The following is a 16,327-nucleotide window of genomic DNA, read 5'->3' as shown; positions in this document are numbered from 1 at the left end:
GACTTAAGCTGCCCTTCCTGTGCGGCAAAAGCGCCGCTTCGCCAAATCGTCTTATGACTTTCAGAGCTTAACGGGCGCTGTCGCATTTCTTAAATAAAAAATTTGAATGAGGTTTTAAAATGAAACAATACATAAAGCGGTACGCCGCAAACTTTGACTACCCTCTGCTTTTTGCTTACCTTGCGTTGACCCTGTTTGGCCTCGTAATGATTTACAGTGCCAGCATGGCATGGTCCGTCTACCGGTACGGCTGGGAGCCTGACCACTTTTTCAATCAGCAGGTTACGAATTTGGCACTGGCCATACCTGCTTTTATCGTGGGAGCCATTTTTCCCTACAAGCATTTCAGCAAGAAATGGATGATGATGTCCGTCCTGTTTGTCGTATTCTCAGGACTGATACTGGTGCATTTCATCGGTTATGCAGGCGGCGGCGCCCGCAGCTGGATCTACCTTGGCTTTGCGAGCATCCAGCCGTCTGAAATTGCAAAAGTCGGGCTCATTTTTTATTTGGCCGGCGTCTTCTCCAATAAATATAAAAATGGCACCATCAATAAACTGAATGAATCCATCATCCCGCCGGTCATTGTATTGGCACTCGCCCTGTTCCTCGTATTCCGGGAACCGGATATAGGATCAATGGGGATTATCGGACTCGTCGGGCTCAGTGTTATGGCGGCAAGCGGCATCCGTTTCAGCATGTTCGTCAAATTGGCAGGGCTCGTCACTGTGGCGTTGGCAGTTTTTATCATTCCTTTTGTCATTTTTGCCCAGGATATGATTTTTACGGAAAAGCGGATGGGCCGTCTCGAAGCGTTTCTCAATCCCTTTATAGATGAACTTGGATTTGGCATGCAGATTGTCAATGGTTATCTGGCCATCGGATCAGGCGGCCTGGGCGGCCTGGGATTGGGCCAGTCCATCCAGAAACTGGGATATCTACCCGAACCGCATACAGACTTCATCATGTCGATAGTGGCTGAAGAGCTTGGCGTGCTGGGCGTTCTCTTTGTTATTGGGGGTCTTGGCTTTATTGTGCTGAAAGGGTTGTCGATCGCCATGACCACCAAAGATCCGCTTGCACGGATGCTGGCAGCAGGCATCGCGAGCATGATCGGCATCCAGACTTTCGTCAACCTCGGGGGTCTGTCAGGGCTTATCCCGCTAACCGGTGTAACCCTGCCATTTATAAGTTATGGCGGAACTTCCGTAATTTTGTTATCTTTAGCTATGGGAGTATTGATGAATGTTTCTATGTTCCATAAATATGAAAAAACAAAAAAATAAAGGGTGTGCTGCATTGTGAAGATCGACAAGATTTTGGTGGCAAACCGCGGAGAAATCGCTATCAGGGTTTTCCGCGCCTGTACAGAACTGAAAATTCCGACAGTTGCAATTTATTCACAAGAAGACAGCGGTTCGTACCACCGCTACAAAGCAGATGAATCATATTTAGTGGGTAAAGGAAAAAAACCGATCGATGCCTATCTGGATATTGAAGACATTATCCGCATCGCGAAAGATACCGGAACAGACGCAATTCACCCGGGCTACGGTTTTCTATCCGAGAACGTTCATTTTGCAAGAAGGTGTGAAGAGGAAGGCATCCTGTTTATCGGCCCTACTTCTGCACATCTCGACATGTTCGGGGATAAAGTGAAAGCGCGTTCACAGGCGATCGCGGCAGGTATTCCCGTAATTCCCGGAACTGACGGGCCTGTAGAGTCACTTGAAGAAGTGGAGGAATTCAGCAAAACAGCCGGCTTCCCGTTGATGATCAAAGCATCTCTTGGTGGTGGGGGGCGCGGAATGCGCATCGTCCGCAAACAGGAAGAGCTGGCTTCAGCGTACGAACGCGCCAAATCGGAAGCAAAAGCGGCATTCGGTTCTGATGAAATGTACGTGGAGAAATTCGTGGAAAAACCGAAACATATAGAAGTACAGATTCTGGGAGACCAATACGGCAATATTGTCCACCTGTACGAGAGGGATTGCTCGATTCAGCGCCGCCACCAGAAAGTGGTGGAAATTGCGCCTTCCAATTCAATCAGCGATGAGCTGCGCAGTGAAATCTGTGAAGCTGCAGTGAAATTGATGAAGAATATTGATTACATAAACGCAGGGACAGTGGAATTCCTTGTGGCAAATGATGAATTTTATTTTATTGAAGTGAATCCGCGCATCCAGGTGGAGCACACAATTACCGAAATGATCACCGGCATCGACATTGTCCATGCACAAATCCATATCGCTAGAGGCCACGAACTTCACGGGGACGTCATTTCGATTCCTTCACAGGATAAAATCCCATTATTCGGTTATGCCATACAATCACGTGTGACGACTGAAGATCCGGTCAATGATTTTATGCCGGATGCGGGACGATTGATGGTTTACCGTTCAGGCGGCGGCTTCGGAGTCCGTCTGGATACAGGCAATGCATTCCAGGGAGCGGTAATATCGCCGTTCTACGACTCTTTACTGGTCAAATTGTCGACCTGGGCGCTGACTTTCAAAGAAGCGGCCGGAAAAATGGACCGCAATCTTCAGGAATTCCGGATTCGCGGCATCAAAACGAATATTCCTTTCCTGGAAAATGTAGTCAAGCACCCAAATTTCATCAAAGGTGAATTTGACACGAGCTTTATTGATTCCACTCCTGAACTGTTCCTGTTTCCAGTGCGTCAGGACCGGGGCACGAAACTGCTCAGTTATATCGGCAATGTGACGGTTAATGGCTTCCCTGGAATTGAAAAGAAGAAAAAACCGATTCATGCTGCTCCGAGAAAACCGGAAATCGATCTGTCGGCCACATTGCCGCCGGGGACAAAACAGATTTTCGATGAAAGAGGAGCGGAAGGGCTCGCCAAATGGATCCATGAACAGGAAGATGTTCTGCTGACGGATACCACTTTCCGTGATGCCCACCAGTCCCTGCTGGCGACGCGCCTCCGTTCATTTGATATGTTCACTGTGGCACAGGAAACTGCGCACATGCAGAACGATCTGTTCTCGATGGAAATGTGGGGAGGAGCTACTTTTGATGTCTCCTACCGGTTCCTGAAAGAAGATCCATGGCAGCGGCTGATCAAATTGCGCAAGCAGATGCCGAATGTGCTGTTCCAGATGCTTTTCCGCGGCGCAAACGCCGTCGGCTATAAAAACTATCCGGACAACGTAATCCGTGAATTTGTCCGGGCATCCGGTGAAGCGGGCATCGATGTATTCCGTATTTTCGACAGCCTGAACTGGATCAAAGGCATGGAAGTGGCAATAGATGAAGTGCGGCAGAGCGGGAAAATTGCAGAAGCGGCAATTTGTTATACGGGTGATATCCTGGATCCGAGCCGCGATAAATATACAGTACAATATTACAAAGATATGGCGAAAGAATTGGAAGCATCAGGTGCCCATATTCTGGCCATCAAAGATATGGCTGGCCTATTGAAACCGGAAGCGGCTTATCGCCTCGTTTCTGAACTGAAAGATACGGTCTCGCTGCCAATCCACCTGCATACCCATGACACCAGCGGCAATGGTATTTACATGTATTCAAAAGCGATTCAGGCCGGAGTCGATATTGTCGACACGGCGCTTGGTTCAATGGCGGGGCTCACTTCCCAGCCAAGTGCCAATTCGCTCTACTATGCAATGAACGGCAGCGGACGTGAAGTTCGGATGGACATCAAAGCTGCCGATAAGCTCTCCCATTACTGGGAAGATGTTCGCAAATACTACAATGATTTTGAAAGCGGCATGAACAGCCCGCATTCTGAAATCTATGTTCATGAGATGCCGGGCGGCCAATACAGCAACCTGCAGCTGCAGGCGAGAGCTGTCGGACTTGGCATGAGATGGGAAGCAGTAAAGGAAATGTATTCCCGCGTCAATCTGCTGTTCGGCGACGTTGTCAAAGTGACTCCTTCATCCAAAGTTGTCGGAGACATGGCATTGTTCATGGTGCAGAATGACCTTGACGAAAAGACTGTGATCACCCGCGGTGAAACAATCGATTTCCCGGAATCCGTCATTGAGTTTTTCGAAGGCTATATCGGGCAGCCGCACGGCGGATTCCCGAAAGAATTGCAGAAAGTGGTCCTGAAAGAACGTCAGCCGATCACTGTTCGCCCCGGTGAATTACTTGAACCGGCTGACTTCGGGGAAATCGGCAATATGCTGTTCACCAAACTGGACCGTCCGGTGACGAGCCAGGAAGTGCTGGCACATGCGCTGTACCCGAAAGTGTTCGAGGAATATTCGGCGACCTACAAGACGTTCGGCGATGTTTCTGTTTTGGATACGTTAACTTTCCTCTATGGCATGCGCCTTGGAGAAGAAATCGAAGTTGAGATTCAAAAAGGGAAGACGCTGATCATCAAACTGGTTTCCATTGCTGAACCCCAAAAAGACGGCACGCGTTCAATTTATTTTGAATTGAACGGACAGCCGCGCGAAGTTACAGTGACAGATATGACGGTTGAAACTGACGGTGCAGCAAAACCGAAAGCCGATCCAACGAACGACAGCCACATCGCAGCGACGATGCCTGGAACTGTTTTGAAAGTGGTCGGCGAAAAAGGCGCGAAAGCGAAACGCGGCGACCATCTTCTTGTAACCGAAGCCATGAAAATGGAGACGACGGTTCAGGCTCCTTTCGACGGAACCATTAAAGAAATCTACGTCAATGCCGGAGACGGCATATCAACAGGCGATCTTCTGATTGAAATGGAAAGAATATAAAAAACAAGCGGGCGCATCCGATGCGCCCGCTTGTTTTTTATAGTTTGCTGTAGCTGCGTGAAACTAAAAGCAGCATATAACACAAAAGCCCGAATAATAAAGAGATAAAAAGGGAATGCAATAAAGCAACTGCCAAATTCAATTTTGTCAGAACCACAAGCATGCCTGTCGTCGCCTGCATCATAACGATGACAAAAGCGATGATCCATCCCCAGTAGATGGCCCGCTGATCCTTGTAATGCTTGATGGCGTGCCACATGATGACAGCAATCCAGATGACGATCAGCCCTGCAGCTGCCCGGTGTCCCATTTGGACCCACTCATACATATTGGCAGGAAGCGCAAAAGAATCGTTTCGGCACAGTGGCCAGTCGGAACAGATCAGACTGGAATTCGTATGGCGGACGAGCGCGCCGGTATAAATGACGATATAGGAATAGAGCAGGACACCAATCGTATGGAACTTCATTTTTCTGCCGATTTTCAGTTTTTCCGTATCGAATTTGCGATCGACTTCAAAAACCAGAAGCGTCAGCAGCAGTACAGATGCAAACGAAATGAGGGAGATGCCGAAATGAAGAGCGAGTATGAAATCGCCTTGCCCCCATAAAACCTGAGCTGCCCCGATCAAAGCCTGAAGAACGAGGAAAAATACGGAAGTGATTGCCAAAAATTTCGTTTCCCGGACATGGCCGAACTTTCTCCATGCCATAACCGCCAGTCCCACGATCAGAATGCTGACAGCTCCCGTAACGAGACGGTGTGAGAACTCGATCAGAACTTCTGCTGTTATGACATCGGGGATTAATTGTCCATTACAGCCGGGCCAATGGCGGCCACAGCCCATACCGCTGTCGGTTTTGGTAACGAGGGCACCGCCCAGCATAATGAACAGCATGCCGATTGTCGATGCTACCGCAAACCCTTTTATAAACATGTTTTGCTGCAAGAATGCCACCTTCTTTTTCTATATGAAAATACTTGTAAACGTCCGTAACCTGCATACTCGATAATAGCGAAAGTCTCCCTAAAACACAACGGAAAATCAGGAATAGCGGAAACTTTCGATATTTGGACATATAAAGTGATGCCTTCACAAACTGTTCAAAATCTCCCGCTTTTAAGTCTTAAAAATGATTGGGCAGTAAGGTATGATAGGGGAAGTGCATTGGGACAAACTCCCCGCAATCACAGCTTTTATCGGGAAATTTCAGTTATATGTAGAAAAACAACTGGAATTTAGATATAGTTATGGTTAGCGGAATATGCTTACAACTTTGAAAGGAGGAGGTTTAATGTCAAACGGCCGGTCTCTGTCTGCAGAAGCAAACGAGACGACTGAAACGACGACATTTGTCCAGGATTTTTTGGCACTTATAAAAATCGGAATTGTGAATTCAAACCTGATTACAGTATTCACTGGACTTTGGCTGGCGTTTCAGTTTTCTGGCAGACATTTTTTACAGCATTTGGACATCCTCGTCTACACCTTGGTCGGATCAGCATTGATCATAGCAGGTTCTGCTGCCATGAATAATTACATTGACACAGATATTGATCCATTGATGGCGAGTAAGAGGTCACGGCCAACTGTTACGGGGAGGTTTAAACCACCTGCTGTATTGGCGCTCGCTGTTTCTTTCATTGTTCTAGGCGAAATCTTTTTGTTCTCCGCTTCTGTTTCGGCAGGGGTTCTGGGTATAGCCGGGATTTTTGCTTATGTGGTCCTGTATTCCATGTGGTCCAAGAGAAGACATGTCAGCAATACGATTGTCGGCAGCATTTCGGGTGCCATTCCGCCGCTTATCGGCTGGGCGGCAGTTGAACCTACACTGGGTGCAGGTGCCTGGGCACTGTTCCTGATCATGTTCATCTGGCAGCCGCCGCATTTCTATGCGCTGGCCATGAAACGGACTGAAGAATACCGGGCAGCAAACATCCCGATGCTGCCGGTGGTGAAAGGTTTCCACCGGACGAAAAAATCCATGCTGGCATGGATTGTATTCCTTTTTCCACTGCCATTCCTTTTGCCGGAACTGGGAACAGGTTTCTTCATCTTAGCGACGCTTTTGAATCTGGGCTGGCTCATTTTGGCCATCCGCGGTTTTGGAGCGAAAGATGATTTGAAATGGGCGAAGAATATGTTCATCTATTCATTGAATTACATGACGATCCTTTTCGTTTCAATGATCATATTCGCTGTTTTCGTCTGATTTTCATTAACTAAAAACTTTTAAATGAGAGAGGGGTAAGAAAAGCTATGATGAAAGGACTTACTAATTGGCGTCTTTTCGCTTTGATGACTGCATTGCTCGTCTTTCTGGCGGGCTGCGGGCGTGAAGAGATTTCAACTCTGATCCCTGCTGGCAAGGTCGCACAGGATCAGTTCAACTTATTGATTCTGTCCACCGCGGTTATGACTTTCGTAATCATTGCCGTATCGATCATCTTCGTATTGGCAATCGTCAAGTTCCGCCGTTCTAAACTGGGTGATGACATGATACCCGAACAAGTGGAAGGCAGTGCAAAACTTGAATTTATCTGGACTGCAGTACCGATCGTGCTTTTGCTGATCCTTGCTGTTCCTACTGTCTACTCAACTTTTGACCTGGCTGATGTAACGGCTATGGATTCGATTGATGAGGAAGGGAATCAGGAGAACCTTACTGTCAATGTTACTTCTTATCTTTACTGGTGGGAGTTCGAATACCCTGAAGAGGGCATTGTAACTGCACAGGAATTAGTGGTTCCAACCAACGAACGCGTTTATTTTAATTTGATCTCTGCTGATATCAAGCATTCCTTCTGGATTCCTTCAATTGGCGGTAAACTTGACGTAAACCCTGAAAACGTCAATAAATTCTACCTTGAATTCGATAAGGAATCTGCACTCTTGGATGACGGCGTCTACTTCGGTAAATGTGCCGAGCTATGCGGACCTTCGCATGCTTTGATGGATTTCAAAGTTAAATCTGTCGACCGTGAAGAATTCGATCAGTGGGTTGCTTCCATGCAGGAAGAAGTAGAATCTCCAACTGACACAACTGCTCAGGCTGGTGAAGCAATCTTCGGACCTGATGGTGCAAGCTGTATCGGCTGTCACGCAGTTTCAGGCACTGGTCCTGCTGGAATGGCTGGTCCTAACCTGGCTACTTTCGGTGACCGTAACCGCGTTGCCGGATTTATGGAACACACAGAAGAAAACGTTAAAAAATGGATCCAAGATCCACAGCAATACAAACCAGGAAACTTGATGCCTGACGGTAAATCACTCAATGGTGGAGAAGAGTTCACCGAAGAGGAATTGGATGCGCTTGCTGCGTACCTGATGAGTCTGTCTGTTGAGGAATAAACGCGTCAGAGTGTAAAAAGGGAGGTATACAGTGTGAGTTCTTTAGCACAAAAAAAGGGAGTCGGCGCAGTCATATGGGATTACATGACAACAGTAGACCATAAGAAAATCGCGATCCTTTATCTTATCTCAGGCGGATTTTTCTTCCTTATCGGTGGAGTGGAAGCATTGCTTATCCGGATCCAGCTGATGAAGGCTGGAAATGATTTCCTGAGTGCCGGATTATATAATGAAATAATTACAATGCACGGGACAACTATGATTTTCCTGGCCTCGATGCCAATCTTACTGGGCTTTATGAACGCCATAATGCCGCTTCAAATTGGAGCACGTGATGTTGCTTTTCCATTTTTAAACTCATTGGGCTTCTGGCTGTTCTTCTTCGGAGGAATTTTCCTGAACCTGTCATGGTTCATGGGCGGCGCTCCTGATGCAGGTTGGACAAACTATGCTTCACTGGCACTTGCATCTGAAGGGCACGGAATTGACTTTTATGCACTTGGACTGACGATTTCAGGTTTCGGTACATTAATCGGAGGGATTAACTTCCTCGTGACGATTATCAATATGCGCGCGCCTGGTATGACTTATATGAGAATGCCGTTGTTCACATGGACGACTTTTGTCGCTTCCGCTCTGATCCTGCTGGCATTCCCGCCACTTACTGTCGGATTGTTCTTCATGGTCTTTGACCGCATGTTTGGCGCGAACTTCTTCGTTGTCGAAATGGGCGGTAACACGATTATCTGGGAGCATTTGTTCTGGATTTTCGGTCACCCGGAAGTATATATTCTAATCTTGCCGGCATTCGGTATCTTCTCTGAAATCTTCGCGATTTTCTCGAGAAAACGCCTGTTTGGTTATACGGCATTAGTATTTGCAACAATACTTATCGGTTTCTACGGATTCATGGTTTGGGCTCACCACATGTTCACAGTCGGTCTTGGGCCAACTGCCAACGCTATTTTCGCATTGGCGACAATGATCATCGCAGTTCCAACCGGAATCAAAATATTTAACTGGCTTCTTACCATCTGGGGAGGAAGCATCAAGTTCTCGGTACCAATGGTTTACGCGGTAGCGTTCATTCCTTCATTCGTTGCCGGTGGGGTAACGGGAGTTATGCAAGCGATCGCACCACTCGACTACCAATTGCACGATTCTTACTTTATCGTCGCTCACTTCCATTATGTAATTGTTGGTGGGGTAGTATTGGCGATTCTGGCAGGTACACACTTGTACTGGCCGAAAATGTTTGGAACAATGTTGAGTGAAAAACTTGGACATATTACATTCTGGACATTCTTTATCGGTTTCCATATGACCTTCTTCATCCAGCATTTCCTTGGTCTTCTGGGAATGCCGCGCCGCGTTTATACATTTGGCGCTGATCAGGGCTGGGACCTGTTCAACGCCATCAGTTCAGCAGGGGCTGCCTTTATGGCAATCGGTGTTATCGTAATGCTGATCAACATTGTTATCACAACAGTTAAAAACGTTCGTGTTGGCAATGACCCGTGGGAAGACGGCCGTACACTTGAATGGGCTATTCCTTCGCCACCGCCGTTCTATAACTTTGCACAGACTCCATTGGTTCGCGGTCTGGATACGTACTGGATCGAAAAAATGGAAGGCAATAAAAAAGGCATGGTCTACGCTGAGCCTGTTGGTGATATCCATATGCCAAACGGATCGATTCTTCCGCTGATCATGTCATTCGGTATGTTTGTTGCATCATTTGGTGCCCTTTACTTCCAGGATGATTCTAAACCTTGGACATTGGCTGTATTAATCATCGGTCTTGCTATTCTTTTCGGTGCGATGCTTGCCCGTTCATTGAAAGATGATCTTGGGTTCTACATCAAGAAAGAAGATTTGATCGAAGACGCTAAGAGAGGAGGCAATACCGATGGATCTAAATAAGAGATATACCGCTCAATCATGGCCGGATCATCCCGAGACGGCTACATTGGAAGGTAAAAACAAATTCGTCGGTTTCTGGCTGCTTCTGGCTGCTGAAACGATTACATTTGCTTCATTGTTCGCCACTTATCTCGCACTCAGAGACAGAGGACCGAGCGGAATGGAATTCAGTTCTTCAGGGCTGTTTGAACTGCCACTCGTCTTCGCGATGACAATGATCCTGTTGACATCTTCATTGACAAGTGTCTATGCAATCCATCACATGAAAAACCATAATTTCAAAGCTATGCAGGCTTGGCTGGGCATAACTGTTTTGCTGGGACTGACTTTCCTTGGTCTTGAAATTTATGAGTTCAATCATTATGTACACCTTGGCTTCGGCTATACGAACAGTGCGTTCAGTGCTGCTTTCTATACGCTTGTCGGAACACACGGTGCCCACGTACTGTTCGGACTCTGCTGGTTTATCGCATTGATGGTCCGCAACTCAAAACGCGGATTGAACATGTACAACGCACCTAAGTTCTACCTTGCAGCATTATACTGGCACTTCATCGACGTAGTATGGGTATTCATCTTTACTGTAGTCTATTTGATGGGAGCGATCAGTTAATATGGCACACGATACAACTGAAAAAATCAGATCACATGCAGAGCACGAGTTTCTGAAGAAAAGAAGATCGGCTGAAATGCGCCATCAAATGACTTCGTTTGCAATCATGATTTTCCTAACGCTGATTGCTTTCACGCTGGTCGCTGCCGGTTTCTCGACGTACCTGATTGTTCCGATTATCCTCCTGTTGGCCGCTGTCCAGGTAGTGCTGCAGCTTTATCACTTTATGCATTTAAGCAATAAAGGACATGGAATGGTAGCATTCTTTATGTTCAGTGGCATATTTGTTGCTTTCATCACGGTTCTGGCACTTGTTACAATCGTTTGGTGGTAAACAGCAACAAGCCCCTTTCACTTTTCAAAGTGAAAGGGGCTTTCTTTATTGTTATGCGAATTGTCATGATTCGTTCATTGATATACCGGCTCATGCGCTATATAATGGGGGTACTTGAGGAAAAGGAGGTATGGTTGCCATGCCGATCAGTATTTTCGGATTTCAAGCATTGTGGAGTCCGTATTTCTTGGCATTCCTTGTCTTAATCACTCTGTTTTATTTCTTGATCACCATCAAATGGAGAGGCAAGTTTAAGGACAGTGAGCCTTTGACAAAGAAAAAAGCTTTGCTGTTCGTTTCGGGGATGGCTTTGTTATATACCATCAAAGGGTCGCCAGTCGATCTTTTGGGGCATATTATGTTTACGATGCACATGGTGCAGATGGCGTTTCTTCTATTATTAGTGCCGCCATTATTGATAATGGGAATTCCAACGTGGCTGTGGAGATGGTTTATCGACCTGCCGGTTATCAGACCGATATTCCTGCTGTTTACCAAGCCGATGCTGGCACTGATCTTATTCGGACTGGCATTCTCATTTTACCATTTGCCAATCGTCTTTGATTTCGTGAAACAGGATATTCTCCTGCATACAGCAATGACCACAACATTGTTCACAGCTGCGATGTTTTACTGGTGGCCGCTGGTCAATAAACTGGAAGGCATGCATAAATTCCACGGATTGAAAAAGCTCGGCTATTTGTTCGCGCTCAGCGTGCTGATGACACCAGCCTGTGCGCTCATCATTTTCAGCGATACACCGTTCTATGCGACATACACGGATTCGGCTGCCTGGCAGCAGGCCATGGCCCTTTGTGTACCGGCTGGCACCCTTGCGTCATTGACGCTGTCCGGTCCGGAAATGTTCTCGACGATGTCGTTGATCGAAGACCAGCGAACTGGTGGAATCACCATGAAGATTATCCAGGAACTCGTGTTCTCGGTCTTCATCTGGCTCGTGTTCTATGAGTGGCTGCGCAATGAAAATGCCAATGCAGATGAAATTACTGCACAGGTTCTGCAAGACAGAAAAGAGATGGCTTACCACCGACATAATGGTTAAAGCATAAAAGGGGATTAAAAGATGGATTTACCGTTATTGCCAACTATCAGTACTTTTTTTATTGTTTTAAGCGCTATATTTGTAGCGATCGGCTGGAATTTGATTCGGCAGCGTAAAATTGAAGCCCATAAAAGGGTGATGCTGTTAGCGGGAGCTTCCGCGTTAACGTTTTTCATCATTTATGCTTCACGCACAATTTTTGTCGGTAATACTGCCTTCGGCGGACCTGATGAATATAAGATTTTCTATACTGTTTTCCTGATATTCCATATCATTCTGGCGACAACCGGGGGTATCATGGGACTCATCACTATTTGGCTCGGACTGAAGAACCGCCTTGATATACACCGAAAAATCGGCCCTTACACAAGCGTAATCTGGTTCTTCACTGCCATTACCGGCGTTATGGTTTACTTGCTGCTGTATGTTATCTACAATGGCGGAGCCACCACATCCGTATTCAAAGCAATTTTGGGCAATTAATAGAAAAAGGAGAACCTCCAGGGGTTCTCCTTTTTTGCGCTAAATTTTAAAATCGATTTTGATCATACCGGCTTCCCGGGCGGAAGTAAAGAGTATCACGAACAATGGGCCGACGAAGAAACCAAGGAAACCGATCAGCTGAAGGCCTATGAACATGGCAATCAAGGTGGCCAGCGGAGACAGTCCGATATGCGATCCCATCACTTTCGGTTCGACTGTCCGGCGTATGATCAGCAGGACGAGTGCCAATACTGCCAGTTGCGTGCCCTGGGCAATATCACCTGCAATGAATTCATAAACAAACCAAGGTGTCAGGACAATGATCGAACCAAGGATCGGAATGAAGTCGATAAGCCATATAAGCAGGGACATGACAATGGCAACTTCCGGCGCGATAAACAGCAATGCGACAAGTGATACCAAAAAGATGATGACACTGACAAGAAATTGCGCTTTCAGAAATCCGAATATTACATGATTCAAACGGGCGGCCATAAAGCGGACTTTTTCTGCAGTCGACTCTTTAAGCCTGTTGAACAGCATACGCTTTAAATCTTCGAGGTCGAGCATGAACAGGAATAACGCAATCAAAAAGACGATGAAACTTACGAGAAAAGAAGGGATGCCGGTCAAGAGATTGGTGATCGTATCATAATTGACGATAGTCAGAATCCAGTCTCGTATGCCTTCCAAAAACCTGGCCAATTCAGTTTCAAAGGAATTGACCACTTCAACAGGCATGCCCTCGGATGATCTCAGAAAAAATTCCTGGATTTCTTCCCAGATGGATGACAGGCCATTTATGTACTCGGGTAAATTTTGCGAGAAATGGATGAGTCTCGCGGTCAGATAAGTGACAGTCCAGTACAGCAAAGCGGAAACAAGCAATAGAAATATGATAAAAGAAGTGATGACTGCAGGTTTTCGCTGCCATTTAAACTGTTTTTGAAGAAAGCCGACAAAAGGTTCAAGGAAAAAGGCGGTCAGCAATGCCAGGATTAGCGGAATTGCAATTGGAATTATGTATATCGACACTAAAATTATAAAAGCTATAACTAATACAACAGTTAAAGTCTTTTTATTCAACCACTTTGCCACAATAGACCTCCCAAAACATTATATTGTTATTATATCAATATATTTCAAGAAAGATAAAGCTTTAAAAAAATCCGCAGTTCAAAGATGAACTGCGGGTTTTTCAGTGATTAGACCTGAATTTCAAATGCTTTTAATTCGGATTTGATTGTCGCCAGAATATCGGCGCAAGTTTTCAGCAGGTGCTCCGGGAAATGCTCATCTTCGCCGTATTCAACACCGAATGGATAATAGTATTTACCGATAACGGGTTTTTTGACGATTACAGTTGCGTCGCCGGCGTCAATATCGCCATCCACTGCGTAAGCGAAAACACGCAGATAATAGCGGCCTTCACGGACATCGAATTTACGGTCGAAAGTTACCCGCTCGTAATCCCATTGCCCTTCCTTTGTCATCCCGTGTTTGTTCATAATGTGCTGGAGCAAAGTGAAATCTACTCGAATGTCCTCAAGTCCTGTATTCTCAAAATACATAGGATCTCCTCCTCTATATCAAAACTGACTCAATGCTCCTTTAATAATAGATGAATTTCGCGCTTGTTGCAATGGCTAGATTGTGTCAGTATAGAGGCGGCTGTTATAATTGATGAAAAGAGAGCTGGGGGGATATGATTGAAAAACTTGTTGCGGATAATGATTTTTCTGTCAATCATCCTGATAACATTTTTTTATTTTGATTCATCAATAAGTGAAAATGATATTTTGGAAGCTCCGCGCAAAGTGGATCCTTTGCCTGCACAGGAAATTATCGAAAAACCGCTGGCAGTGGAACGTCCATCGCAGGGGATTTCGGTATATATAGGAGAGGCTTCCGAGGACTGGCTCAATGACTACGGCCAGCCCGCAAGAATTGAACCTTCCGCCTTTGGTTATGAATGGTGGATATACAATCAATCTTATTCGAACTATATGATGGTGGGCGTAAAAGATCAGCAAGTGGTCCAGGTCTATACGGCAGGCACGGCTACAGATGTTGCGCCTTACAGCATCGGTCAGACTCTGGAAGAATTATACCGCTTTACAATAGTCGAAGATGAAGTGACGGCCAAACTCGGAACCAATATCTATACTTTCAGCTTAAGCGGCGAAGACCGGGAGACCAGGCTGCTCGTCAGGTTTGATGATATTTACGCCCAGTTGTATATTGATAAAAAAGACGGAATGCTGGAAGCGGTCCGGTTCATGGATGCTGAAACGCTGATCCGCCATCAGCCGTATGACATGATGTATGCAGGAGATCTGCTGGCGCCAGTAAATCCTTCTTCCGCTTTGCAGGCTTCCATCGATAAAGCCAATGCAAAACAAGTCATGGATTTGACCAATGTCTACCGTCTTCACCATCAGCGCAAACCGTTAAGCATGAATCCGGCAGTCACTATGCTGGCGGAAAAGCACAGCCGCAATGTAGCCCGGCAAAACTTTTCTTCAGAGGAAATTGAAGTTCAGAGCCTGGAAGAGCGCCTGGAAAATTCGATGATCGTTTATAACGAAGCCGCAGAGAATGCAGCTTCACAATATTACGATTCAGTGGAAGCGGTCCATGGCTGGACGAATTCCGAAGACCACCGGGATATATTCTACTCGAGCCGTTTTAACCAGCTCGGAGTTGGCGTTTTTGGAAAATATTATTCACAGATTTTTTTGAGGCAGGAGCCGACTCCAGCGGAAAAGCAATAAGGTGAATCAGGCTTTTGGAAGGATAAAGAAAGAGCCTGTGGCAGTCGCTATATGGCGTCCGCCGGTTTCGAAGATATTGCCTTCTATGACCATCGTATGCCGGCCCTGCCGAATGATTTTCGCATCGGCGGTAATGCTTTCCTCCGTTGCAACAGTCAGGTAATGGATGGAGAGGTTCGTTGTCACTGCACCATAACCATCCCGGCATTTACTGTTGGCGAGCGTACCCATTGCCGTATCCAGGAGGACAGCCAGAATGCCTCCGTGCGGGATGTCAATATTATTATGGATAAAAGGCGTATTTGGGATACTGACCGACCAGTTGCCGTTCTGCTGCTGTCTGTCCATTCCAAGCGCAGCACTTAAATAGGTAGTGAATTCTCCAGTCTGCTTCCTTTCGAGATTGTCCAAAAACCGGGAGAGGATTTGGATATCTTCCGCAGAACCGTTTTCAATGACTTTTTCAAACCGGGCATATAAGTCTTTCATGATGACAACCCTTTCTTTATGTATTAATATAAATGTGGCTTTGATATAATTGAACCGTAGAGGAGGTAATAGATGTGATCATGACCTACGAATGGGTTCAAATTACTGACTCTGCTGAAGAGTTAAGTAGAATGATACTACAATCAGAACAGGCAGAGCAATATCGACAGGCTTATCATGCTGTTTACGATAATAAAGAGCTGGCGGACGAAATCATCGCTTTTGCCCGGCTTAAAGAATTATATGAAGAAGTACGGCGTTTCGGCAAATACCATCCTGATTATAAAGATGTGATGAAACGGATTCGGGTGGACAAACGGAAACTGGACCTGAATGAGCAGGTTGCTGCACTTCGGCTGGCAGAAAATGAAATGCAGGATCTGATTGACCAGGTAAGCTTCATCATCGGCCGGTCCGTGTCAGAAGCGGTCAAGATTCCTTCGAGCAATCCGTTCTTTTCTTCGGATTCCTCCTGCGGGGGGAGCTGCGGTACAGGCGGCGGCTGTTCCTGTTCAGCATAATAGAAGAAGGCGGAGAAAAAGCAATTGCTTTTTCTC

15 protein-coding genes are annotated in these 16,327 nt (G+C 46.2%); 11 read left to right on the top strand and 4 right to left on the bottom strand.

Going from position 1 to position 16,327, the window contains the following annotated elements; translation table 11 throughout:
* The first annotated feature begins 119 nt into the window (after positions 1–119).
* Both KW93_RS04775 and pyc read left to right on the top strand, forming a co-directional pair.
* Positions 120–1,286, top strand: a complete 1,167-nt coding sequence (locus KW93_RS04775; RefSeq protein ID WP_033541836.1) for an FtsW/RodA/SpoVE family cell cycle protein — start codon at positions 120–122, stop codon at positions 1,284–1,286.
* A 12-nt stretch (positions 1,287–1,298) separates the two neighbouring features.
* Positions 1,299–4,739, top strand: coding sequence for a pyruvate carboxylase (pyc, locus tag KW93_RS04770; RefSeq protein WP_033541837.1), 3,441 nt, complete (start codon positions 1,299–1,301; stop codon positions 4,737–4,739).
* A 37-nt stretch (positions 4,740–4,776) separates the two neighbouring features.
* Here the strand turns inward: pyc and KW93_RS04765 are convergent, their stop codons facing one another.
* Positions 4,777–5,676, bottom strand: coding sequence for a COX15/CtaA family protein (locus KW93_RS04765; RefSeq protein WP_162835040.1), 900 nt, complete (start codon positions 5,674–5,676; stop codon positions 4,777–4,779).
* Positions 5,677–6,034: 358 nt separating this feature from the next.
* Here KW93_RS04765 and cyoE point away from each other — a divergent pair, with 358 nt between their 5' ends.
* The 7 genes from cyoE to KW93_RS04730 all read left to right on the top strand — a co-directional run bounded on the left by cyoE (position 6,035) and on the right by KW93_RS04730 (position 12,507).
* Entirely contained in the window at positions 6,035–6,952 is a 918-nt protein-coding gene (cyoE, locus tag KW93_RS04760) for a heme o synthase (protein ID WP_033541834.1), read from the top strand.
* Between the two features lie 47 nt (positions 6,953–6,999).
* Positions 7,000–8,091: a cytochrome c oxidase subunit II gene (gene coxB, locus KW93_RS04755; RefSeq protein ID WP_033541833.1), complete on the top strand. Its 1,092-nt coding sequence runs from the start codon at positions 7,000–7,002 to the stop codon at positions 8,089–8,091.
* A gap of 33 nt (positions 8,092–8,124) precedes the next feature.
* The gene (locus KW93_RS04750; protein ID WP_033541832.1) at positions 8,125–10,014 is read left to right on the top strand and encodes a cytochrome c oxidase subunit I; all 1,890 of its coding nucleotides are present in this window, start codon (positions 8,125–8,127) and stop codon (positions 10,012–10,014) included.
* Positions 10,001–10,627: a cytochrome (ubi)quinol oxidase subunit III gene (locus tag KW93_RS04745; protein ID WP_033541831.1), complete on the top strand. Its 627-nt coding sequence runs from the start codon at positions 10,001–10,003 to the stop codon at positions 10,625–10,627. The genes KW93_RS04750 and KW93_RS04745 overlap by 14 nt, the downstream gene beginning before the upstream one ends.
* 1 nt (position 10,628) lies before the next feature.
* Positions 10,629–10,961 carry a cytochrome c oxidase subunit IVB gene (ctaF, locus tag KW93_RS04740; RefSeq protein WP_033541830.1) on the top strand — a complete coding sequence of 111 codons (333 nt, stop codon included), beginning with the start codon at positions 10,629–10,631 and terminating at the stop codon, positions 10,959–10,961.
* Between the two features lie 139 nt (positions 10,962–11,100).
* Positions 11,101–12,024, top strand: coding sequence for a cytochrome c oxidase assembly factor CtaG (gene ctaG / locus KW93_RS04735; protein WP_033541829.1), 924 nt, complete (start codon positions 11,101–11,103; stop codon positions 12,022–12,024).
* Between the two features lie 21 nt (positions 12,025–12,045).
* Positions 12,046–12,507 carry a DUF420 domain-containing protein gene (locus tag KW93_RS04730; protein WP_033541828.1) on the top strand — a complete coding sequence of 154 codons (462 nt, stop codon included), beginning with the start codon at positions 12,046–12,048 and terminating at the stop codon, positions 12,505–12,507.
* A gap of 39 nt (positions 12,508–12,546) precedes the next feature.
* Here KW93_RS04730 and ytvI read toward each other — a convergent pair whose 3' ends face one another.
* Positions 12,547–13,605, bottom strand: a complete 1,059-nt coding sequence (gene ytvI, locus KW93_RS04725; protein ID WP_033541827.1) for a sporulation integral membrane protein YtvI — start codon at positions 13,603–13,605, stop codon at positions 12,547–12,549.
* A 107-nt stretch (positions 13,606–13,712) separates the two neighbouring features.
* Positions 13,713–14,078, bottom strand: coding sequence for a YugN family protein (locus KW93_RS04720; protein ID WP_033541826.1), 366 nt, complete (start codon positions 14,076–14,078; stop codon positions 13,713–13,715).
* Between the two features lie 138 nt (positions 14,079–14,216).
* On the opposite strand from KW93_RS04720, the gene KW93_RS04715 reads away from it, so the two are divergent.
* Positions 14,217–15,281 carry a CAP domain-containing protein gene (locus tag KW93_RS04715; protein ID WP_033541825.1) on the top strand — a complete coding sequence of 355 codons (1,065 nt, stop codon included), beginning with the start codon at positions 14,217–14,219 and terminating at the stop codon, positions 15,279–15,281.
* Positions 15,282–15,287: 6 nt separating this feature from the next.
* Here KW93_RS04715 and KW93_RS04710 read toward each other — a convergent pair whose 3' ends face one another.
* Positions 15,288–15,770 carry a PaaI family thioesterase gene (locus tag KW93_RS04710; RefSeq protein WP_052131468.1) on the bottom strand — a complete coding sequence of 161 codons (483 nt, stop codon included), beginning with the start codon at positions 15,768–15,770 and terminating at the stop codon, positions 15,288–15,290.
* 74 nt (positions 15,771–15,844) lie between these two features.
* Between KW93_RS04710 and KW93_RS04705 the strand changes: the two genes are divergently transcribed.
* Complete coding sequence (locus tag KW93_RS04705) at positions 15,845–16,291, top strand: YlbF family regulator (protein ID WP_033541823.1); 447 nt, start codon at positions 15,845–15,847, stop codon at positions 16,289–16,291.
* Positions 16,292–16,327: the final 36 nt, after the last annotated feature.

It is taken from the genome of Planococcus sp. CAU13 (genome assembly GCF_000775575.1).
In the GTDB taxonomy this organism is placed as follows: domain Bacteria; phylum Bacillota; class Bacilli; order Bacillales_A; family Planococcaceae; genus Planococcus.
Note: the sequence above shows the minus strand (reverse complement) of the source record. Positions and strands in the feature narration are given on the sequence as shown.